The sequence below is a fragment of the Collinsella ihumii genome (assembly GCF_900046475.1).
Classification (GTDB): Bacteria; Actinomycetota; Coriobacteriia; order Coriobacteriales; family Coriobacteriaceae; genus Collinsella; species Collinsella ihumii.
Genome location: NZ_FCOU01000008.1, coordinates 94,658 through 115,140, shown reverse-complemented (window position 1 = coordinate 115,140; position 20,483 = coordinate 94,658). Strand labels below are relative to the sequence as shown.

The 20,483-nt window shown below is 65.4% G+C and carries 18 protein-coding genes and 1 pseudogene; all 19 read right to left on the bottom strand.

Features of this window, described 5'->3' with window-relative positions; all coding sequences use genetic code 11:
- Window positions 1–2,198, bottom strand: a 2,198-nt coding sequence (locus BN3789_RS06710) for a polyribonucleotide nucleotidyltransferase (RefSeq protein ID WP_066831980.1), incomplete at its 3' end; no start/stop codon positions are given.
- A 146-nt stretch (window positions 2,199–2,344) separates the two neighbouring features.
- Window positions 2,345–2,623, bottom strand: a complete 279-nt coding sequence (gene rpsO, locus BN3789_RS06705; protein ID WP_066831978.1) for a 30S ribosomal protein S15 — start codon at window positions 2,621–2,623, stop codon at window positions 2,345–2,347.
- A 167-nt stretch (window positions 2,624–2,790) separates the two neighbouring features.
- Entirely contained in the window at window positions 2,791–4,104 is a 1,314-nt protein-coding gene (locus BN3789_RS06700) for an NCS2 family permease (protein ID WP_066831976.1), read from the bottom strand.
- A 151-nt stretch (window positions 4,105–4,255) separates the two neighbouring features.
- A complete protein-coding gene (locus BN3789_RS06695) occupies window positions 4,256–4,759 on the bottom strand; it encodes a hypothetical protein (protein ID WP_066831974.1) in 504 nt (167 codons plus the stop codon).
- Window positions 4,756–5,265 (bottom strand): hypothetical protein, encoded by a 510-nt coding sequence (locus BN3789_RS06690; RefSeq protein WP_066831972.1) that lies wholly within the window; start codon window positions 5,263–5,265, stop codon window positions 4,756–4,758. The genes BN3789_RS06695 and BN3789_RS06690 overlap by 4 nt, the downstream gene beginning before the upstream one ends.
- Window positions 5,266–5,463: 198 nt before the next feature.
- Entirely contained in the window at window positions 5,464–7,206 is a 1,743-nt protein-coding gene (locus BN3789_RS06685; RefSeq protein WP_066831971.1) for a [FeFe] hydrogenase, group A, read from the bottom strand.
- Window positions 7,200–7,754: an FAD-dependent oxidoreductase gene (locus BN3789_RS13340; RefSeq protein WP_267872872.1), complete on the bottom strand. Its 555-nt coding sequence runs from the start codon at window positions 7,752–7,754 to the stop codon at window positions 7,200–7,202. The genes BN3789_RS06685 and BN3789_RS13340 overlap by 7 nt, the downstream gene beginning before the upstream one ends.
- A gap of 25 nt (window positions 7,755–7,779) precedes the next feature.
- Window positions 7,780–8,970: pseudogene (locus tag BN3789_RS06680) on the bottom strand (FAD-dependent oxidoreductase); the annotation flags it as partial.
- Between the two features lie 228 nt (window positions 8,971–9,198).
- On the bottom strand, window positions 9,199–9,852 hold the full coding sequence (locus BN3789_RS06675) for a class I SAM-dependent methyltransferase (RefSeq protein ID WP_066831970.1): 654 nt from the start codon (window positions 9,850–9,852) through the stop codon (window positions 9,199–9,201).
- 421 nt (window positions 9,853–10,273) lie between these two features.
- Window positions 10,274–11,026: a DNA repair protein RecO gene (gene recO / locus BN3789_RS06670; protein WP_066831968.1), complete on the bottom strand. Its 753-nt coding sequence runs from the start codon at window positions 11,024–11,026 to the stop codon at window positions 10,274–10,276.
- Between the two features lie 18 nt (window positions 11,027–11,044).
- Complete coding sequence (gene era / locus BN3789_RS06665) at window positions 11,045–12,136, bottom strand: GTPase Era (RefSeq protein WP_411431528.1); 1,092 nt, start codon at window positions 12,134–12,136, stop codon at window positions 11,045–11,047.
- Between the two features lie 31 nt (window positions 12,137–12,167).
- A complete protein-coding gene (locus BN3789_RS06660; protein ID WP_066831966.1) occupies window positions 12,168–12,548 on the bottom strand; it encodes a diacylglycerol kinase family protein in 381 nt (126 codons plus the stop codon).
- A gap of 11 nt (window positions 12,549–12,559) precedes the next feature.
- Window positions 12,560–13,069, bottom strand: coding sequence for an rRNA maturation RNase YbeY (gene ybeY / locus BN3789_RS06655; RefSeq protein ID WP_066831964.1), 510 nt, complete (start codon window positions 13,067–13,069; stop codon window positions 12,560–12,562).
- The gene (locus tag BN3789_RS06650; protein WP_066831962.1) at window positions 13,050–14,054 is read right to left on the bottom strand and encodes a PhoH family protein; all 1,005 of its coding nucleotides are present in this window, start codon (window positions 14,052–14,054) and stop codon (window positions 13,050–13,052) included. The genes ybeY and BN3789_RS06650 overlap by 20 nt, the downstream gene beginning before the upstream one ends.
- A 60-nt stretch (window positions 14,055–14,114) precedes the next feature.
- A complete protein-coding gene (locus BN3789_RS06645; RefSeq protein WP_066831991.1) occupies window positions 14,115–15,401 on the bottom strand; it encodes a MiaB/RimO family radical SAM methylthiotransferase in 1,287 nt (428 codons plus the stop codon).
- 12 nt (window positions 15,402–15,413) lie between these two features.
- Window positions 15,414–16,565: a molecular chaperone DnaJ gene (gene dnaJ / locus BN3789_RS06640; RefSeq protein WP_066831960.1), complete on the bottom strand. Its 1,152-nt coding sequence runs from the start codon at window positions 16,563–16,565 to the stop codon at window positions 15,414–15,416.
- A 197-nt stretch (window positions 16,566–16,762) separates the two neighbouring features.
- Window positions 16,763–17,866, bottom strand: a complete 1,104-nt coding sequence (locus BN3789_RS06635) for a DnaJ domain-containing protein (RefSeq protein ID WP_187119125.1) — start codon at window positions 17,864–17,866, stop codon at window positions 16,763–16,765.
- A gap of 222 nt (window positions 17,867–18,088) precedes the next feature.
- Complete coding sequence (gene hemW / locus BN3789_RS06630; protein WP_066831958.1) at window positions 18,089–19,288, bottom strand: radical SAM family heme chaperone HemW; 1,200 nt, start codon at window positions 19,286–19,288, stop codon at window positions 18,089–18,091.
- A gap of 126 nt (window positions 19,289–19,414) precedes the next feature.
- Window positions 19,415–20,446 carry a tRNA dihydrouridine synthase DusB gene (gene dusB / locus BN3789_RS06625; RefSeq protein WP_066831955.1) on the bottom strand — a complete coding sequence of 344 codons (1,032 nt, stop codon included), beginning with the start codon at window positions 20,444–20,446 and terminating at the stop codon, window positions 19,415–19,417.
- Window positions 20,447–20,483 lie beyond the last annotated feature (37 nt).

Below are 20,483 nucleotides of genomic sequence, written 5' to 3'. Positions count from 1 at the left end.
GTATGGTCCTGTCTCTTATACACATCTAGATGTGTATAAGAGACAGGGGCACGACCGCCGAAACCGCCGCCGTTCTCGCCGGAGTCCTCACCGGAACCGGCGGGAGCCTCGGGCTTGTCGAGGCGGTCGAGGGAGATCTTGCCGCGGTCGTCGACCTCGATGACCTTGACCTTGACCTCGTCGCCGACGTTCAGGACATCCTCGACCTTATCGACGCGGCCCTGGGCGACACGGGAGATGTGCAGCAGGCCGTCCTTGCCGGGCAGCAGGTTCACGAACGCGCCGAACGGCTGGATGGAGACGACGCGGCCCGTATACTCCTCCCCCACCTCGGGGACCTTGACGATGAGCTGGATGCGCTCGATGGCAGCCTCGACGGAGTCGCCGACACCGCCCACGAACACGGTGCCGTCCTCGTGGATGTCGATGGACGCGCCGGTCTCGTCCTGGATGCCGCGGATGGTCTCTCCGCCCTTTCCGATGACGTCGCGGATGTTATCGACCGGGATGGAGATCGAGGTGATGCGAGGCGCGGTCTCGCGCGTGGCCTCGCGCGGCCCGGGGATAACGTCGAGCATCTTGCCGAGGATGAACGCACGACCCTGCTTGGCCTGCTCGAGCGCGGCACGCAGGATGTCGAAGGTGAGACCCGTGGCCTTGTTGTCCATCTGGAGGGCGGTGATGCCGCGCTCGGTGCCGGTGACCTTGAAGTCCATGTCGCCCAGGAAGTCCTCGATGCCCTGGATGTCGGACAGGACCACGGTCTTGCCCTCCTCCTGGATGAGGCCCATGGCGATACCGGAAACGGGGCGCTTGATGGGCACGCCGCCGTCCATCAGGGCAAGGCAGCTCGCGCACGTGGAGGCCATCGACGAGGAGCCGTTGGACTCCATGACCTCGGACACCACGCGGATGGCGTAGGGGAACTCGTTCTCATCGGGCAGCACGGGCAGCAGGGCACGCTCGGCAAGGTTGCCGTGACCGATCTCGCGACGCTTCGGCGAGCCCATGCGGCCGGTCTCGCCGGTGCAGAACGGCGGGAAGTTGTACTGGTGCATGTAGCGCTTGCCCTCGACCGGCTCGATGGTGTCGAGGCGCTGGCCCTCGTTCAGCATGCCGAGCGACAGCACGGAGAGCACCTGGGTCTGGCCGCGCTGGAACAGACCGGAACCGTGCACGAGCGGCAGGTAGCTGTCCTTGACCATGATCGGGCGGATCTCGTCGGCGGCACGGCCGTCGACGCGCTCGCCGGTCTCGACGACCATGGTGCGCATGGCCTTCTTCTCGAGCTTCTTCAGGTTCACCGGGATCTCGCGCTCCCACTCGAGCTGCTCATCCTCGGTAAACTCGGCGCGGATGCGCTCCTTGAGCTCCTCGACGTGGGCGATGCGGGAGAGCTTGTCGGCATCGGAAAGCGCGGCGTACATCTCGTCGTAATGGGCGAAGATGCGCTCCTCGACCTCGGGGACGGGCTGATCGAGGATGTACTCCTTGGGCTCGATCGGGCCGTTGACGCGCTCCCACTCCTCGACGAACGCGAGCTGGGCGTCGCAGAAGGCGCCGATGGCCTCCTGGCCGAACTCCATGGCGGCCAGCATATCCTCCTCGGTAACCTCCTTGGCGCCGGCCTCGACCATGGAGATGAAGTCGCGCGTACCCGCGAGCTCCAGGTCGAGGTCGGAGTTCTCGCGCTCCTCATAGGTGGGGTTGACGATGAACTCGCCGGTCTCGACGTTGCGGCCGATGCGCACGCAGGCGAGCGGTCCCTCGAACGGCACGCCGCCGAGCGTGAGGGAGAGCGAGGCGCCCATGGTGCAGATGACGTCGATGGGGTTCACCTGGTCGGCAACCAGGGAGGTCGCCACGATCTGAACCTCGTTGCGGAAGCCGTCGGGGAAGCTCGGGCGGATCGGGCGGTCGATCATGCGCGCGGTGAGCGTTGCCTTCTCGCTGGGACGGCCCTCGCGCTTGAGATAGCCGCCGGGGATGCGGCCGGCTGCGTACATCTTCTCGTTGAAGTCAACGGTCAGCGGGAAGAAGTCGTAGTTCTTGCGCTCCTTGGAGACGACGACGGTCACGAGCGCGGTGGTGTCGCCCTGCTTGACGAGCGTGGCACCGGTGGCCTGCTTGGCGAGCTCGCCGCTCTCAAGCGTGTAGGTCTTGCCGTACAGCTCAAAGGTTTTGGATACGAGTGACATTTTTCTCCTTCAACTCCGTGGACCCCATTGCCCACGGGACGTCTGGTCCGATACGGGGCGGTACCCCCTCGGGCGGTGTAGGGACCGCGATTGCTGCCCCCTACATGAAAAGGAGCCCCCGAGGGGGCTCCTGCATGCACGATTCTCTACTGGATGTTGTCGCGGATGCCAAGCGCCTTGATGAGCTCACGGTACTCGAAGATGTCGTTCTTCTTGATGTAGGAGAGCAGACGACGACGGCGACCGACGAGCATGAGCAGGCCGCGGCGGGTGTGGAAGTCCTTCTGGTGGGACTTCATGTGCTCGGTGAGCTCGCGGATGCGCTCGGTGAGGATGGCAACCTGAACCTTGGGGTTGCCGGTGTCGACGGGGCTGTCGCCAAACTGTGCGGTGAGCTCGGCCTTGCGCTCCTTGGAAACGGTCATGATGTACACCTTTCTTCTCACGTACGCCCAGCACTGGGAAACCGCCGGTGCAGCGAATCTCTAAGTGCGGGTAACCAACAGCTGCATATGGTACCACAGCTTTCACGCTCCACCAGAACTGCACGACAATGCGCACGGGGAGCATGGGCGTCATGCCCTATGCGTCGCTACAGCAGCAGGAAGTAGAGCAAAAAGGCGATCGCCGCGATCCACATGAGCGGGCGGACGTACTGCGAGCGGCCGCTCACCACGGCGACGACGACGTAGGTGATGAAGCCCAGACCGATGCCGTTGGAGATCGAGTACGTGAACGGGATGCCCGCGATGATCATGAACGTCGGGAAACCCTCGAGCACGTCGTTCCACTTGACCATGACCGCATCGCCCATCATGAGGAAGCCGACGAACACGAGCGCGCCGCACGTCGCGGCCGAGCTGATGCAGGAGATAAGCGGCGAGAGGAACGCGGCGAGGATGAACAGGATGCCGGTGAAGACCGAGGTGAGGCCCGTGCGACCGCCGTCGGCGGCGCCCGACGCGGACTCGACGAACGTCGTGATGGACGAGGCGCCCATGATGCCGCCGACCGCGGCGGCAGCGGAGTCGACGATGAGGATCGGCTTGATATCCTCGACCCTTCCGTCATCGGTCAAGAACTCGCCCTGCTTGGCGACGGCCATGGCGGTGCCCATGGTGTCGAAAAAGTCGCTCATCATGAGCGAGAAGGCGAACAGCAGGATCGTCGGGGTGGAGATGGCCTTCACGAGACCCATCACGCCGTCGGAGTCGCTCATGAACGGCGCGCCGAACGTCGAGAAGTCCAACGGGGCGACCAGGCCGGTGGGGATCTGGGTGACGCCCAGCGGTATGCCGCAGACGGCGGCGATCACGATGCCCCACAGCAGCGCGCCCTTGACCTTCATGGAGTACAGGACGACCGTCACCACGATGGAGATGACCCCGACCAGAAACGTCGGGTCGGTCACGTTGCCAAGGGACACGAGTGTGTCGGCGTTGGCCAGGATGATGCCGCCGTCCTTGAGGCCGATCATCGCGATGAACAGGCCGAGGCCGATGGAGATGCCGCGGCGCAGCGATACCGGAATGGCCTCCATAATGGCCTCGCGCAGGCCGCAGAGCACGAGCAGCAGAATGGCGATGCCCTCGATGAGGACGACGGCCATGGCGGTCTGCCAGCCAAGGCCCATAGAGCCGCAAAGCGTGTAGGCGACGATCGAGTTGATGCCCATGCCCGAGGCGCAGGCAAGCGGACGGTTCGCGCAGACGCCCATCAGGATGGTCATGATGCCCGCGCCGACGCAGGTCGCGGTGACCGCCGCGGCTATGGGCACCCCGCCCGCCTCCAAGATGAGCGGATTAACCACGATGATGTAGGCCATGGCGAGAAACGTGGTGAGGCCCGCGCGCAACTCGGTTGCCACCGAGGACCCGCGGTCACCGATTTTGAAGAACTGATCCATGCTTTCCTCTCCCTCGAAACAGCAAAAGCGCCCACCAGGGACGCTTTATCCACTCTAGCACGCCTTGCAGGAGTTCAAACCTATGAAATACGTCGGCAACCGAACCGAGCGCAACCCCAAACCTGAAATTCTAGGGACTGTCCCTAGAATTTCACAGGGGAATGAAGCGGCGGGCGGCGATGGGCGGCAAGACGATGCCGAGGACGATCCACAATATGGTTCCGGGAAGAGATGACCAGTCCTGCAAGAAAATGAGAAGCGGCAGGCCCGCTATCTCGACGGGCAGGCCCGTGAATCCCAGCAACGCAAAACCGAGAAGCAGGCCATCTTGCCGCGACCACGTCTCCCTGGTGGGATATCCCTGCGCCTCAAGATCAAACAGCCATGACTTGACCGCCCGATAGGCCCTGGACGCAAGCACCAACCCGTAGACGCAAAAGCCCAGCACGACGACGACCAGAAGCCACGTGAAGCCCACGAGGCTCAACGCGCCGACCGGGTCATCGGACCCGGCGCCGTGGAGCACCGAGTACGCAAGCAAGCCGAACACGACGGTCGTCGCCAAGAACAGAATAATCTGAAAACGGATGACTTTCTTGATCGCCGCCCTCGGTGCATCGCCGAGCGCGCGCCAATACCGCTTGACGGAGCTCATGATGTCCTCCCCTCCCGTTTTCCCAACTCTGCGGCCAAACACCGTAGCGTCACGAGCACCTGAATGAGAATCAGCACTGGACAAATATAAAATCTGACGTCGAAGGAGCGATCAAAAAGATCTATCACCATTCTGACAAGGAAAAAGGGCATAAGCGCGAGAAATGAAAGCGACAGCGGCACCATCGTCTTGAGCGTCAATCTCCCGAAAGCTCTTGTCTGAGGGCTCAGTCCGCAGCGCTGCATCCAATTGGACGCCACCGGCCGCATCCGGCTTGCATAAACCAACGTTACGACAACGCATGCGATCAGCAAGCCGAGCAGCGCAAGGAGAAGCAACCCGCCCGTATCGCTCAACGAGATACGACCGGAATCGACTGCCGCATTCAAGGCTACATCAAGGACACCGCACATGACCGCGCAAGCTGAACCGACGAGCAAGGGCTTTACAACGGCTCTCCTCTCCCGCTCGTCACATGAACGCCAAACGCGAACCACCGAAAGCATCGTGTCCCCCTTTTGCTCGTGCAACACATATATCAGTAATACAACTAGGAACTCTTAGCAGGAGTTTCCCTCGTTACCACGATTGTTTACGCGCACTGTGGAACCAGTCGGCAGGCGGCAGAAAAAAACCGCGACCGGCAAGGTTGCCGGCCGCGGAATACAACGAAGAAGAGCAACGCGAATCGTCCCGCGAAGATCCTACTTCGGCATCGACCACGCGGTATGGTCGGTGTGGAGAAGCTCCTCGGCGCGCTCGGAGAGCGGATGGCCAAAGAAATCGTCGTAGACGAGCTTCACGCTCGGGTTCTCGTGGGAGAACCTGATGGGCGCCTGCGCGTCAAGGCCCCACAGCACGTCGCCGCGCTCGCCGGCGAGCTCGCAGCCGTCGTGAATGGGCTGGCCACCGCCGCCCACGCACCCGCCGGGACACGCCATGATCTCGACGAAGTCGTATGAAACTTCCCCGGCTCGCAGGGCCTCGATAAGCTTGAGGGCGTTGCCCAGACCGTGTGCCACGGCCACGCGCAGCGGGGTGCCGGCCAGATCGAAGGTCTTCTCCTTCCAGCCGTCGAGGCCGCGCACGCCGGAGAATGCGTCGGGATCGGGATTCTCGCCCGTCGCGAGGAAGTAGGCGGAGCGCAGCGCCGCGTCCATGACGCCGCCGGTCGCACCGAAGATGACCGCCGCACCCGTGCCGACGCCGAGAGGCTGGTCGAGCTCCTGCTCGGGAAGAGCGCCCGCATCGATATGCGACGCGCGGATCATGCGGTCGACCTCGCGCACCGTGAGCACCACGTCGACGTCGGGGTCGCCAGTCTCGCCCACCATGGTCGGCAGCGCGGCCTCGGCCTTCTTGGCCACGCACGGCATGATGGACACGCTGAAGATCTTCGAGGGGTCCACGCCCAGCGCATGGGCATAGTAGGTCTTGGCGACCGCACCGAACATCTGCTGCGGGGACTTGGACGTCGAGACCTGGTCGAGCAGCTCCGGATAGTGCGACTTGACGTAGCGGATCCATCCGGGGCAGCATGAGGTGAACATCGGGAACTTAATGTCCTCCCCGCCCGGCTCGCTCGCCTTCTTGATGCGCTCGAGCAGCTCGGAGCCCTCTTCCATGATGGTGAGGTCCGCCGAGAAGTTCGTGTCGAACACGTAATCGAAGCCCATGGCGCGCAGAGCGCTCGCCAAGCGCTCGACGGTCGCCTCCTCATGGGTGAGGCCGAGCGACTCGCCCCACGAGGTGCGGACCGCCGGGGCGATCTGCACGAGGCAGATCTTCTCCTGGTCCTCCAGGGCGTCGAACACGCGCTCCGTGTCGTCGCGGGCACGCAGCGCGCCGGTCGGGCAGTGCGTGATGCACTGGCCGCACAGGGCGCAATCGGTTTGCGAGAGCTCCTTGCCGCCCGCAACGTTCACCGACGCATGGCTCGCGCGGCTCGTGAGGTCCCATACGCCCGTCGCCTGGACCTTCTCGCAGATCTGGATGCAGCGCAGGCACTTGATGCACTTGTCGTTGTTGCGGATGAGCGGGAAGGCGGGATCGGAGCGGAACCCCTCGAGATGCTTGGGATACGGCAGATCGGTGATTCCCAGGTCGTTCGCGAGGCTCTGCAGCGAGCAGTTGCCCGAACGGGCGCAGCTCGTGCACTCGGAATCATGCTGCGAGAGCAGAAACTCGACGTTCGCCTTGCGCGCGATCCGCGCCTTGCGGCTGTTCGTGTGCACGATCATGCCGTCGAGCACGTAGTTGTTGCATGCGGCCACGAGCTGGTCGATGCCCTCGACCTCGACCACGCACACGCGGCACGCCCCGACCTCGTTGAGGTCGCGCAGATAGCACAGCGTCGGGATCTTGATGCCCACGCTCGCCGCAGCGTCCAGAATCGTCGTGTGCTCGGGCACCTCGACCACGCGGTCGTCGATAATCAGCTTTACCACTGGAAATTCCTCCCCCCACGGAACGCGCCGAAGCCGAAATGATCGCAGCGCAGGCAGCGCGATGCCTCCTGGTGCGCCTCCTCCTCGGTAAGACCGATCTCGGCCATCTCGAAGTCACCGATGCGCTCGGCGGCGTCGCGCTCCTTGAGCTCGCAGCGGCCGCACAGGCGCTTGCCCTTGAACTGGACGGGCGGCAGCTCGACCTCGAGCAGGATCTGATGGTCGAAGCCGAGGTATCGGTCGATGTTCGCCGCAGCGACCTTGCCGGCATTGATGGCGCGGATGACGGTCGCGGGCCCGGTCTGGCAATCGCCGCCCGAGTACAGGCCCTCGAATCCGGGCACGGCCCCGTCGGAATCGGTCACGACGCGGCCCCACTTGCACGGCACGCCCATGGCCTCGAACGGAGCGGAATCGATGTCCTGTCCGATGGCCACGATCACGCGGTCGCACGCGATGAGCTGCTCGGGCGCGGCGGCGGCACGAGGGGCCGGGCGCCCAGATGATCTGCGGCTGCACGACGACGCCGGCGACGCGCCCGGCCTCATCGGTCTCCACGCGGACCGGTGCGTTGAGCTCCATGATCTGGCAGCCCTCCGCCTCGGCGCCCGCGATCTCGGCATCTTGCGCCGTCATGTCGCAGATGCGACGGCGGTAGGCGATGATGACCTTCTCGGCACCCAGGCGGACGCTCGAGCGGGCGACGTCCATCGCGACGTTGCCGCCGCCGATGACCACGACGCGCTCACCGGAGAAGTCGGGCATCTCGCCGTCGCCGATGGCGCGCAGCATCTGCACCGCGGAGACGACGCCCTCGGCATCCTCGCCGGGAAGGCCGAGCTTCTTGTCGTTGTGCGCACCGATGGCAAGGTAGACCGCGTCGAAGTCAGCGCGCATGCGCTCGAGCTCGGCGCCGTCCACCGCGTGCTCGAGCTCCACCTTGATGCCGCAGTCCAGGATCCACTGGATCTCCTGGTCGAGATCCTCGCGCGGCAGGCGGTAGCTCGGGATACCGTAGCGCAGCATGCCGCCCAAGTGCTTGCGCTGCTCGAAGATCGTGACATCGTGCCCCATGATGGCCAGGTAGTACGCACAGCTGATGCCCGCGGGGCCGCCGCCGATGACGGCGATGCGCCGACCGGTCTTCTCGGCGATCCACGGACGGTAGTCCTCTTCCATGTGATCGGTGGCGTAGCGCTTGAGCGCCAGGATGTTCAACGGGTCATCGACGATGCCGCGGCGGCAGTGCATCTCGCACGGGTGCTCGCACACGCGGCCGCAAACGATGGGCAGCGGATTGTCCTTGCGGATGAGCCTGACCGCATCGGTGTAGCGGCCCGCCTCAACAAGCGAGATGTACCCGGGAATGTCGACGTTGGCGGGGCATCCGGCAACGCACGGAACCCGCTCGTTCTCTGCGAACCCGCAGGCGTGCTCACGGACGTGATGCTCGAAGTCGTCGCGGAACCCGCGCACGGCCATGAGCGCCATCGAGCCCGCCTCGTAACCGATCGCGCAGTCGCTCGACAGGTAGATCGTGTTCGCGGTCTTTTCGATCAGATCGATCGTCTCGAGCGTAGCGCGGTTCTCCAGCACATCCTCGAGCAGATCCGACAGCGCCCTGAGTCCCACGCGGCAAGGCGTGCATTTGCCGCAGCTCTGCGTGGCGCACAGGTTGACGAGCGCCGCGGTGAACTCGACCGGGCACGGCGCGAGCGATCGAGCGGCGAGACGCCGACCGAGTGCATCATGCAGGTCGTCCATGACGGCCTGGGCATGGCTGCGCTCCATGACATGAAGTCGTGCCATAAGTACTCCCCTCTACTATGTACAATAACTTTTTATTGCATTGGAGGTCGTTTTGGCCAGCACAACCCTATGGACGGACGATTCCGTCTCGTAAGCGTTATCGCAGGTAGAATTTTCCGTAGTATTCGTGGAGAGAGCCGTTGGGTATGTGTTGGTTTACTTCGCGATGCACCGAGCTCGAGTTCAGTCTAATATTTTTTTATCATTGTCCAGAGCGGACAAGACGGCGCGCCCGCTATACGACCAGATGGTGTAGGTCTGCGGGTAGCCGAACACCTGGACACCCTCGAACCATTGGAACGAACCCTGGCGCTCGATGCTCCATCCGGGTCGACCCGCGTAGGCGTAACGCTCGCCGTTATCGGACATATGGATCACCGTGACCGGATGCGCGATCTCCTCCTCGATCTTGTCGAGGAAGCGCGCGAGGACCGGGGTGTCGAAAGGGTTGAACAGGTATATGTGGGTATAGGCGCCGAGCGGCTCGTCGAGCACGTTCGCGCATCGTACAGAGAGCCGGGGAAACCGCCCGATCCAAGAGGACGCGCGCGTCACGAGGTCGCCGTCGAGCTCGACGCCGACCGCTGCGCCCGAAAAGCCGCGCGACGCGAAGTACGCGAGGACGCGCCCCGTGCCGCATCCAACGTCGAGAAGCTGCGAGCCTTCGTCGAACGCGAGATGGGAGAACAGCTCGTCGAGCACGAAATACGGCGTAGGAGTCGGCTCGTGAGCCCCCTCGGCGCTGCGGGCGGCAGGAGACGAGCATGCAAGCGACCGACCGCAGGCGGCGATATCGCGCCGCTCGTCCTCGGCAAACAGGCTCTGCTTAGTCCTCATGAAACTTACCCCTTCTGCAGCGATACTCGAACGACCCCAAAGGTAACACCGAACAAGGCCCTTGCGGTGGAACTCGTTGAGGAAAACGCCCTTGCAGGCATCGCCCCGAAGCACCCTGCGGCGTGAGTCGCTTCGGGCTTCCACCCGTTGCGGCCAAACTGGCTAAAAAGTTCTGTTTTGCTGTTAGACGAGCCAGACGAAGGAGGTCAATCTGGCTGAGATACTGCCGTCAGCGCCTCAAATGCCCCAAAACGGAACCTGTCAGGGTGGGCAAGCAGCCACAGACGGCGGATCGGAACCCGCCCACACGGAGTTCGTAACAGCAAAATAGAAATTTCTAGCCACTTTTCCTCAGAGGGCAGCATGGGCCGCGCGCGAAGCGGCGAAGTCGACCGGCATTTCCCCGCAAAGGGAACGATGATCAGCGACCCAGCATGAATTCAAGGCACCTCAGGCGCGCATCGAGATGGGTCGCCGCCCACACATGGGCAAGAGCCAGCATGAACGTCGCGGTCATGCCGTCGACAGGGGCCTCGACCAGCTCATCGAACCGCAGCGCCAGCAGCGACTGGAGCCAGCGCACCTGATTGGCGTCGACCTCGTCGGCGCCCGGCACGCTCGAGGCGCACGACGCGCACAGCAGGCCGCCCGCCGAAGCGGAAAAGTAGCTCAGCGCAGCGTCCCCGCACAGCACGCACGACGAGAGATCGGGTCGATACCCCTCATGGGAAAGCAGCTTGAACACGAAGGCGGCGACCAGCGCATCGAGATGCACGTCGTCGCACGCCTCGTCGCCCGCGAGCGACAGCGCGCGCTCCGTGATGGCGAACGTGAATGGATCCTCGGAATCCTCGTAGCTGCAAAGCTTCGCGACCTCGGCGATCGCGCTGGCGGCGCACATGCGCTCATAGGTCGCGCCCGCGCCGAGCGGGGCCGCGAGCAGCTCGGCCTGCGAGACGACATCGAGCGTGCGGCCATGGGCGAGCAGCACATCGACCGTGCAGAACAGCTCGCAGCGCGCCGCCAGGCGGGACCCCGGCTTGCGGGCGCCCTTGGCGACCGCGCGGATCTGGCGTCCCTTCTCGGACATAAGAGTCAAGATCAAATCGGTCTCTTTGAGCTTGACCTTGTCGAGCACGACGGCGCGCGTGCGATATGTACGCGATCCCGCCACGGAAGGAGCCCCTCTCGGCTATTCCTCGAAGGCGTAGCCCATGCGGCGGATCTCGTTGACGTCGTCGCGCCAACCCTGCTTCACGCGCACCGCGAGCTCCAGGTACACCTTGCGACCGAACAGGCGCTCCAGGTCATGGCGCGCATCGGTGCCGATATGCTTGATCATCTCGCCCTTGCGCCCGATGAGGATGCCTTTTTGCCCCTCGCGCTCGACGTAGACCGTGGCGTGGACGCGCACGAGCTTCGATGTGCTCTCGAACGAGTCGCATACGACGCCGACCGAATGGGGCACCTCCTCGCGCGTGCGCAGCAGCACCTTCTCGCGCACGAACTCGGCCACGAGCGTCGCGTCGTCGGTATCGGTGTCCATGCCCTTGGGGTACCAGCGCGGACCCTGCGGCAGGTAGTCGGCGACCAGCTGGATGAAGGGCTCGACGTTGAACCCCTCCGTGGAGGAGACGACGATCACGTCGTCGAAGTCCACGAGCTTGCGCGCCTCCTCGATCTGCTTGATCATCTTGGTCTGATCGACCTTGTCCGCCTTGGTGAGGACGAGCACCTTGACCGCGGAAGACGCCGCCACGCGCTCGGCGACCCATGCATCTCCGCGCCCGATGGGCACCGACGCATCGATCAGGAAGGCGACCACGTCGACATCGGAAAGCTCCGCGAGCGCAGAGCGGTTCAGCTCGGAGCCGAGCCCGTCTTTGGGCTTATGGATGCCCGGCGTGTCGACGAACACGAGCTGGAACTCGTCGCGGTCCACGACGGCGCGCATGCGCCGGCGCGTCGTCTGGGCGACCGGCGAGGTGATGGCGACCTTGGTGCCCATGCAGGCGTTGAGCAGCGTGGACTTGCCCGCATTGGGACGACCGACCAGCGCGACGAAACCGCTGCGGAATCCCTCGGGCGTGTCCCCCGCCACAAGGCCCAGCTCGGCGCCGACGCCGCCCTGCGACTCGACGAGCGCATCGAGCTCGTCGTCGCTCAGGTCCGCAAAGGGGTCGAACTCCTCGAGCTCCTCGTCGGTATCGAGCCCGTCTTTCTCGTCGAGGACATCCTCGGCGTCGTCGAGCGCCTCAGCCGTCTCCAGCAGGTCTTTATCCAACTCAGTCATGGTTCCTCGTCTTTCTTGGACGCTAGGCGATGAATCCCAGCGCACGGGCGAACACGATGATGCCGACGATCGCCGCGGTGATCGACAGCGTGTAGACGCTTGCGGCGGCGATGTCCTTCGCGCGCTTGGCAAGCGGATGGTATTCCTGGGTGGCGAGATCGACGATGGCCTCGATCGCTGTGTTCACCAGCTCCGCGAAGATCACGAGACCGAAGCACAGGGCCACCAGGCACCAGGAGAGCAGGTCGATCTTCAGGACGCAGCCGACCACGACCGCGGCGATGCCCAGCGCGAGCATCACCTTGATGTTGCGCTCGGTGCGCACCGCCGTGACAAAGCCCTCGAGGGCGTATCCGAACGACCGGATGAACGACGGGTGGTCCTTGTTGGAACCGGGAATCATCTCAACCCCTCCTACTCGCCCTGGTGGCGGGTCGTGGGACCGATCTTCACGTCATCGGGATCGTCTCCGCGGCGGCGGGCGAGCTCGCGCAGGACCTCAATCTCGCGCGCCTCCATGTCGGCGGCCTCGGCATCTTCGAGGTGATCGTAGCCCAAAAGATGGAGCAGGCCGTGCACGAGCATGAGGCGGCACTCCTCCGCCGGCGTGTTGCCGAACTCGGCGGCCTGCGCGGCGATCACGCCGGGCGCGAGGATCACGTCGCCGAGCTCGACCGCCTCTTCCGCGGGGATGTCCTCGTCAAAAGGCGAGTCGCATTCGAACGACAGCACGTCGGTCGGGGCATCGATCTCACGCCATGTGCGGTTGAGCCCCCGCATCTCCTCGTCGTCCACGAACGAGACCGATACCTCGACCGGACGCTCGACGCCCTCGTGCTCGAGCGTGCACAGGACCGCCTCCTCGATCTCGGACGCCGCGATCAGCGTGTCCAGCTCGGCATCGTTACTGATGAGCACGGCCATGGCCGCCTCCCTTCTGCGGGCGCGCGCCGGCAGGATGCGCGTCCTCGTATGCGTCGTACGCCTCGACGATGCGGCCGACGAGCGCATGGCGCACCACGTCGGCGCGGTTGAGGTGGATGAAGGCGATGTCATCGACCCCGGAGAGGATGTCCTCGATATCGGTCAGGCCGCCGCGCCTGCCGGGCAGGTCACGCTGGGTCGTGTCGCCCGTGATGATGAACTTGGAGTTGAACCCCAGGCGGGTCAGGAACATCTTCATCTGCTCGGGCGTGGTGTTCTGCGCCTCGTCGAGCACCACGATGGCGTCGTTCAGCGTCCGGCCGCGCATGTAGGCGAGCGGGGCGATCTCGATGATGCCCTGCTCCACAAGCGTCGTCGCGCGCTCCATGTCGGTCATGTCGAACAGGGCGTCGAACAGCGGGCGGACATAGGGATCGATCTTCTCCTCAAGGGTGCCGGGGAGAAACCCGAGGTTCTCGCCCGCCTCGACGACCGGCCGCGTGAGCACGATGCGGCCGACCTCATGGCGCTTGAGCGCGGCCACGGCGATGGCCATGGCCAGATAGGTCTTGCCGGTGCCCGCCGGACCCATGCAAAACGTGATGGTGTTGTTGCGGATGGCGTCGATGTAGCGCTTCTGGCCGATCGTCTTGGGCCTGATCGCGTGGCCGCGATACGTCAGTAGGATGTCGTCGGAGAGGCCCGAGATGTCCGAGCGCTCGGCGCGCAGGGCGTCAAGCGCGCGCAGGGCGTCAGATTCGCTGGGGGTCTCGCCGGCAGATGCGAGCTTGATGATATGGGTGAACAGGCGGCAGAGCAGCTCGACCTCGTCGGGCGTGCCCGAAAGCGAGATGGCCGTTCCGCGCACGACGATCGAGGCGCTCGTATGGTCCTCGACCGCTCGCAGAAGCGCATCGCCCGTACCGGTGATGCGCGTAGGATCGATATGCTCAGGAATGGACAGGCGCACCTTCGCGGTATCCATGCTCCCCCTTATCCGCCGCAGGGCGCCGGCGCGCCCAAGCGCGTCGGTACTCGCCCCGGTTTACTCGTCAGCGTCGAGGACCGGACGGCCGTGCAGCACGCCCTCCTCATCCATATACATGATAGCAACGTCCACGATCGATTTGACCGCGAGGTCGGGGGCGTTATCGAGGACGACGCGATGGAACGACCCCAACGTCCCGCGCCCGGGATATTCGACCACCGCACGCTCGGTCGTGCCGATGCGGGCCTGCGCGTCCGCGCGAGCCGTGCGCTCGACGAGCTTTCGGATGGCAAGCGACCGGTCCGCCATGACCTCGGGCGCCACCTGGTCGGGCATCTCGGCGGCAATCGTGCCGGGACGTGCGCTGTAGCGGAAGACGTGCAGCCGGGAGAACCCGACGCGCTCCACGAACGCGCGCGTCTGCTCGAACTCCTCGTCCGTCTCGCCCGGAAACCCGACGATCAGGTCGCCTGAGATGGAGGCCGCCGGCAGGATCTCGCGAATGCGCGCGACCGTGTGCACGAACTCCTCCGCGGAATACGGCCTGCCCATGCGCTGAAGTGTGGCGGTGCAACCGGACTGCACGGGAAGGTGCAGGAAGGGGGCCACGCGCCGAGGCTCTGCGGCCATGCGGCGAACCAGGCGCTCGCTGACATCCATCGGCTCGATGGACGACAGGCGCACGTGCGGGATATCCGTCTCGGTCAGGATGGCGTCGAGCAGCTCGTCGATCTCGACGTGGTCGTCGTCGGGACCCATGCCGTCGTAGGCTCCCAGGTTCACACCCGTGAGCACGACCTCGGGAATACCCGCGGCACAGGCCTCGCGCACCTGCTCGAGCACGACGTCGACGGGCACGGAGCGCTCGGGCCCGCGGGCCTTCCAGACGATGCAGTACGTGCAGCGGTTGTTGCAGCCGTCCTGGATCTTGACCCCGAGCCTCGAGCGGCCGAGCAGGTCGGCGAGCTCGCGGGAATCGAGGCCGCCATCGCACGCTCCGGTCTCGCCGAATCCCAGGAGGTCCGCGGCGCGCGCAGCGACGTCGGTCTTCATGGGCTCGATCACCACGCGGTCGGAAAGCTCGGCGAGGGAGTCGGGGTGCAGGTTGACCGCGCATCCCGTGACGACCACGTAGGGCTTGCGCGGCAGGTTGACCGCATGGCGAACGGCCTTGCGGGTCTTGGCCTCCGCCTCGCCGGTGACGGCGCAGGTGTTGATGACAACGAGATCGGCCTCGTCCTCATCGACCAGGCCGAAGCCGGCGCGGGCGAAGTCTACGGTCATGCGGTCGCTCTCGACCCGGTTGACGCGGCAGCCGAGGTTCACGACGCTCACAAAGGGCATGGGCACGGGCAGCTACTCCAAGATGTCGTCGATGGCGTCACGGATGCGGTCGCCCATCGTCTTGCGCGGCGTCGGCGATTCACCCATCTCACGGGCGAACCTCTCAAGCGCCTCGCGGGCGGCGGGGCTCATCTTGCGCGGGACGACGATGGCGACGCGGACGATCAGGCGCCCGCGCGAGCCGCCTCCGCCGGAGCGGGGCATGCCGCGCCCGTCCACCGTGATGGCGTCGCCGTACTGCGTGCCCGACGGAATCTCGACATCGATGCGCTCGCCGTCGAGGATGCCGTCCACCTGGACCGTGCACCCGAGCGCCGCGCTCGCCATGGGGACCTCGACCGTGCAGTACAGGTCGTCGCCGCTGCGTTGGAACCGATCGTGCTCGGATACCTGGACCGTGACGATGAGGTCGCCGGATGCGGCACCGCGGAATCCGGCCTCGCCGTAGCCGCGCACGCGCAGTTGCCGGCCGGTGGCGATGCCCGCTGGCACGTCGATATCGATCTTCTCATGGGTGGGCGTGCGGCCCTGGCCGTCGCACATCTCGCAGGGATGGTCGATGACGGTGCCCTCACCGTGGCAATCGGGGCACGGCGAGCTGGACTGGACCTGGCCAAAGATGGAGCGCTGGACCGTGGTCACGAAGCCGGTGCCGTGGCAGCGCGGGCACTGCTTTTCCTGCGCGCCGTCGGCGCCGCCGGTGCCGTGGCAGTCCTCGCACGTGGCCAGGCGGTCGTAGCTGATGGTCTTCGTGCAGCCGCGCGCGGCCTCCTCGAGGGTGACGGTAAGCGTGATGGCCATGTCGCGGCCGCGGGTGCGACGCGCGCTGGCGCCTCCGCGCGAACCGGCTGCCCCGCCGCCGAAGAACGACGAGAAGATATCGTCCATGCCCATGCCGCCGAAGATGTCGGAGAAGTCGACGTAGCCGCCTCCCATGCCCGGCCCGTCCGCCGTGCCGAACCGATCGTAGTTCGCGCGCTTCTGCTCATCGGAAAGGACCGAGTACGCCTCGTTGACCTCTTTGAACTTGGCCTCCGCATCGGGATCGTCGGACACGTCCGGATGCACCTCGCGCGCCTTCTTCAGGAACGCGCGCTTGATCGTACGCTGGTCGGCGTCGCGGTCGACGCCCAGTACCTCGTAGTAGTCCCGTTTATCCGCCACAGCGAACTTCCTTCCCAGAAATCCTCAGCAACACAGCAAAGCGAAGGGCCGGATGAAAACCGACCCAAGAAGATATACCCAACGCGCAGCACTCGTAGGCGCTACATTTTGCGACGGGGTCATTTTTGATCGTGGACCCCGTTTCGAGGGCCATTATCAATAGTGGCCCCACCCCAAAACGTACCGGCCGGTCGCCGTTAGAAGAGATAGTAGTACGGGCGCATCATGCACGACGAGAACGACACCGAGATGAGCGCCAGCAGCAGGCCGTTCGCCATGCCGTTGACCACCTGCGACAGGCCGCGTTTCCACCAGATCTTCGAGCGGCTCTTGAGATCCGAGCGAATGATCATGGAGAGCCCCATGAAGAACGGCACGAGGCACAGGATGGCGAACACGCCGAACACGCCCTGGACCGCCGAGAGAATCAGGAAGGGCAGGACGAATCCCACGAGGTAGAAGCCCGTGCGGGGCGTACCCTCGAGGCGCTCGGCCGCAACGTGCGCGCGACCGACCAAGTCTCCGCCCGCCGCACCGTTCGTGCCCGCGTGCCCCATAGACGAGACGCGGACGGTGTCGCCGTCGTGGGTGCCAGCAGGGAACTCGACGACCGCCTCGGTGACCACCGGCGTCCTTCCCGAGCCGCCGCAGTCGGGACACGGGTCGGCGATCACGCGCCCCGAGCCCCCGCATTCGGGGCAGACCGTCTGAAACGTACCCGCGCCGAACATGAAGGACAGGTCGACGTCGATGGTGCCGGTGCCGTGGCACGAGGGGCACGCATGGGCCTCGCCCGAGGAGACCGAGCCCGACCCGTGGCAGCGGTCGCACGGCTCATACCGGCGGTACTTCACCGCGCGGCGCGCGCCCTGCTTGGCCTGCTCCGCGGTGAGGTCGACATCGACCACGACGTCGGCGCCGGTCTCGGGGTTGTACGCAGAACCGCTGCGGCGGCGCTGGCCGTACGCGTTGTCGAACGGAAAGCCGCCGAAGGGGAAGCCCCCGTACCCGCCGCCGGTATAGCTGCCGGAATACCCGCCGCCATAGGGCTGGGACGTCGGAGCGCCGGCAAAGGGGTTGCCCGAGCGCATGGCGTCGTAGCGGGCGCGCTTCTGCTCGTCGGACAGCACCGCGTAAGCCTCGGATACCTCTTTGAACTTCTCCTCGGCATCCGGTGCCTTGTTGACGTCCGGGTGAAGTTTGCGCGCCTTCTGCTGAAAGGCCTTCTGGATCTCGCGCGCCGACGCATCCTTCGAAACCCCGAGGATCGCGTAGTAGTCTTTCTCGTTCATCGTTGCCATATGGCGACATAACCTCCTGCGGTTTTTTCAGTTGCTCTATTGTACCGAACCGCACGGTTAATATGCACACCCCACGATACCTGCACGTCCGTACACCAACGAGAGCGGTGAAATTCTAGGGACAGTCCCTTTAATTTCACGTAGGCGATCTTCTCTTCCCAGGGCATCTTGTCAGAATGTGAAATTATAGGGACTGTCCCTAGAATTTCAGTCCCTAGAATATCATGCGGAGGCCAGGTCCCAGAACAGGCCGTAAAGCTCGTTGCCGAGAAGCCAGCCGTCGTGGGTGGGTACCAGGCGCCGCCCGCCCGCCGTGTCGCACCAGCGGGCGAGCCCCCGCGACAGCGCATGGTCGACGGCGCGGTCGACCGCATCCGACCCGATCTCCTCGCGGGCGCGTACGAGCAGCCCGCAGCCCACCCCGCGCGACATCCTCATGCCGAGCATCAGGTCCTCCGCGACGGCCTCGCGGGCGCGCATCTGCTCGATATCGAAGGAAGCCGGCACGCGCCTTCCGCCGGGCAGCGCGTCGGTCGTCTGGACGAAGCGGATCCTCGCGGCATCCTCCCCGACCTCGGGCAGCGAAAGGACGCAGCGCAGCTCACCATACGTCTTACGGTCGAACATGCTCGCCGCAGACCGCCCGAGCCCCAGATAGCTCTTCCCGGTCCAATAGGCGATGTTGTGGGCGCACTCCTTGCCCGGTCGCGCATAGCTCGCCACCTCGTAAGGGCGCATGCCGGCGGACCCGAGCCGCCGCCTCGCCCCCTCCATGCACCATGCTTGGAAGTCCTCGTCGGGCTCGGCGAGCGCGCCGCGCTCGACCTTCGCGGCGAGCGGCGTTCCGTCCTCGATCGTGAGCGGGTAGACCGAAACGTGATTCATCCGGGCGGCGACGGCCGCATCGAGCGTGGCCTCCCAGCTTTCAGCCGTCTGCAAGGGAATGCCGCACATGAGGTCGCACGACACGTCCAGCCCCGCGGCACACGCCGCGTCGATGGCCTCGCGTGCGCCGCGCGCCGAATGCAGGCGCCCGAGCGCACGGAGCTCGTCGTCGACGAAGCTCTGGACCCCGAGCGACACACGCGTCACGCCTGCGCCCGCGAGCGACTCCGCCAGACCCGCCGAAAACGACTCGGGATTCGCCTCGCACGAGAACTCGACGACGCCGGGCGCAGCCTCGCGCACGCATCGCGCGAGCTCGATCAGCAGGTCGCCCAAAACGCTCGGCGTGCCGCCGCCGATATAGACCGTCCGGCAGGACGACAGCGCGCCCGTCTCCCCCAGCCGCTCGATGCACTCCCGCATGGATGCGACGTACGCATCGTAGGCCGAAGCGTCCCGGCATGCCCGGGAATCGAAATCGCAGTACAGGCACTTCGCATGGCAAAACGGCACATGGATATAGAGCGCATCGACCATTCGCATTCCCCTTCCGCACGTCCACGGCGCGCACATGGAGCGTCCACCGACCGAGTGTACGCCACAGGAGCGCTATTCGCCCGGATGCGCTCCCATGGCGCTCTTTGGAAGCATGGGCGCCGAGCGCTACGCGCTCGCGAGAGGAGGCAGGGTGCCGCCCGCGGCGAGGATCTCCTCGCAAACGGCCACGTCCGCCTCGATCTCGTCGACCAGGTCCATGAAGTCCCTAAAGTCCGTGCACTTGACCACGCGCCCGCGCCACGCAGCGGCATGCGGCATGCCCTTGAGATACCACGTCGCGAACGTGCGGGCGCGCGCCATGAACGGCAGGTAGTGGTGCACGAGGCCCAGATGCTCCCGGAGGGCCTCGAGACGCTCGTGCGCCGAGCGGACGGGCACCGCGGTCCCGTCCGCGGCGAGGGCGCGCGCATCGTCGAAGACCCAGGGGTTGCCGTAGGTGCCGCGCGCCACGAACACGGCCTCGGCCTTCGTGGTCTTGAGCATGCGCACGGCGTCCTCGGCCGAGAACACGTCGCCCGAGCCCACGACCGGGATCTCCACGGCATCGGCGACCTCGTCGATGATGGACCAGTCGGCGGCCCCGGTGTAGAGCTGCTTGGCCGTGCGCCCGTGAACCGCCACGGCGGCGGCGCCCGCGTCCTCGAGCATGCGCGCGAGCTCGGGCGCGGTGCGCTCGCCCGTACGGAACGCGATGCGCATCTTGACGGTCACCGGCACCTGGGCGCGCCCGACGGCGGCGCGCACGATATCCGCGGCTAGCTCGGGGGTCTCCATGAGGGCGGAACCCTCGCCCTTGGTGATGACCTTGCGCGCGGGGCACGCCATGTTGATATCGATCAGCGAGAGCTTGTCCCCCACGCGCTCCTGCACCGCATCGACGGCGCCCGCGAACTGCTCGGGCTTGGAGCCGAACAGCTGCACGCAGATCTGGGGCTCCTCGTCCTCGGGCAGCACGAGGCGCCAGGTCTTGTTGCTCGCGTATGCCAGCCCGGCGACGCTCACCATCTCGGAGTACGCCATGGCCGCCCCGCGGCGACGGCACATGATTCGGTAGGCCGCGTCGGTCACGCCCGCCATGGGTGCCAGCAGAAACGGCTGCTCGGCATAGGCCGCGCGCAGGTCGTCGGAAAACCCCATGAATCCCCTTTGCACGCAATGAAATTCTAGGGACTGT

Excerpts from the sequence above, each read along its gene's own strand:
- rpsO (WP_066831978.1), bottom strand. The coding sequence starts at position 2,623 with ATGACCGTTTCCAAGGAGCGCAAGGCCGAGCTCACCGCACAGTTTGGC.
- BN3789_RS06700 (WP_066831976.1), bottom strand. The coding sequence starts at position 4,104 with ATGGATCAGTTCTTCAAAATCGGTGACCGCGGGTCCTCGGTGGCAACC.
- BN3789_RS06695 (WP_066831974.1), bottom strand. The coding sequence starts at position 4,759 with ATGAGCTCCGTCAAGCGGTATTGGCGCGCGCTCGGCGATGCACCGAGG.
- BN3789_RS06690 (WP_066831972.1), bottom strand. The coding sequence starts at position 5,265 with ATGCTTTCGGTGGTTCGCGTTTGGCGTTCATGTGACGAGCGGGAGAGG.
- BN3789_RS13340 (WP_267872872.1), bottom strand. The coding sequence starts at position 7,754 with ATGAGGCCGGGCGCGTCGCCGGCGTCGTCGTGCAGCCGCAGATCATCT.
- BN3789_RS06675 (WP_066831970.1), bottom strand. The coding sequence starts at position 9,852 with ATGAGGACTAAGCAGAGCCTGTTTGCCGAGGACGAGCGGCGCGATATC.
- BN3789_RS06660 (WP_066831966.1), bottom strand. The coding sequence starts at position 12,548 with ATGATTCCCGGTTCCAACAAGGACCACCCGTCGTTCATCCGGTCGTTC.
- ybeY (WP_066831964.1), bottom strand. The coding sequence starts at position 13,069 with ATGGCCGTGCTCATCAGTAACGATGCCGAGCTGGACACGCTGATCGCG.
- BN3789_RS06650 (WP_066831962.1), bottom strand. The coding sequence starts at position 14,054 with ATGGATACCGCGAAGGTGCGCCTGTCCATTCCTGAGCATATCGATCCT.
- BN3789_RS06645 (WP_066831991.1), bottom strand. The coding sequence starts at position 15,401 with ATGCCCTTTGTGAGCGTCGTGAACCTCGGCTGCCGCGTCAACCGGGTC.
- BN3789_RS06635 (WP_187119125.1), bottom strand. The coding sequence starts at position 17,866 with ATGGCAACGATGAACGAGAAAGACTACTACGCGATCCTCGGGGTTTCG.
- hemW (WP_066831958.1), bottom strand. The coding sequence starts at position 19,288 with ATGGTCGATGCGCTCTATATCCATGTGCCGTTTTGCCATGCGAAGTGC.
- dusB (WP_066831955.1), bottom strand. The coding sequence starts at position 20,446 with ATGGGGTTTTCCGACGACCTGCGCGCGGCCTATGCCGAGCAGCCGTTT.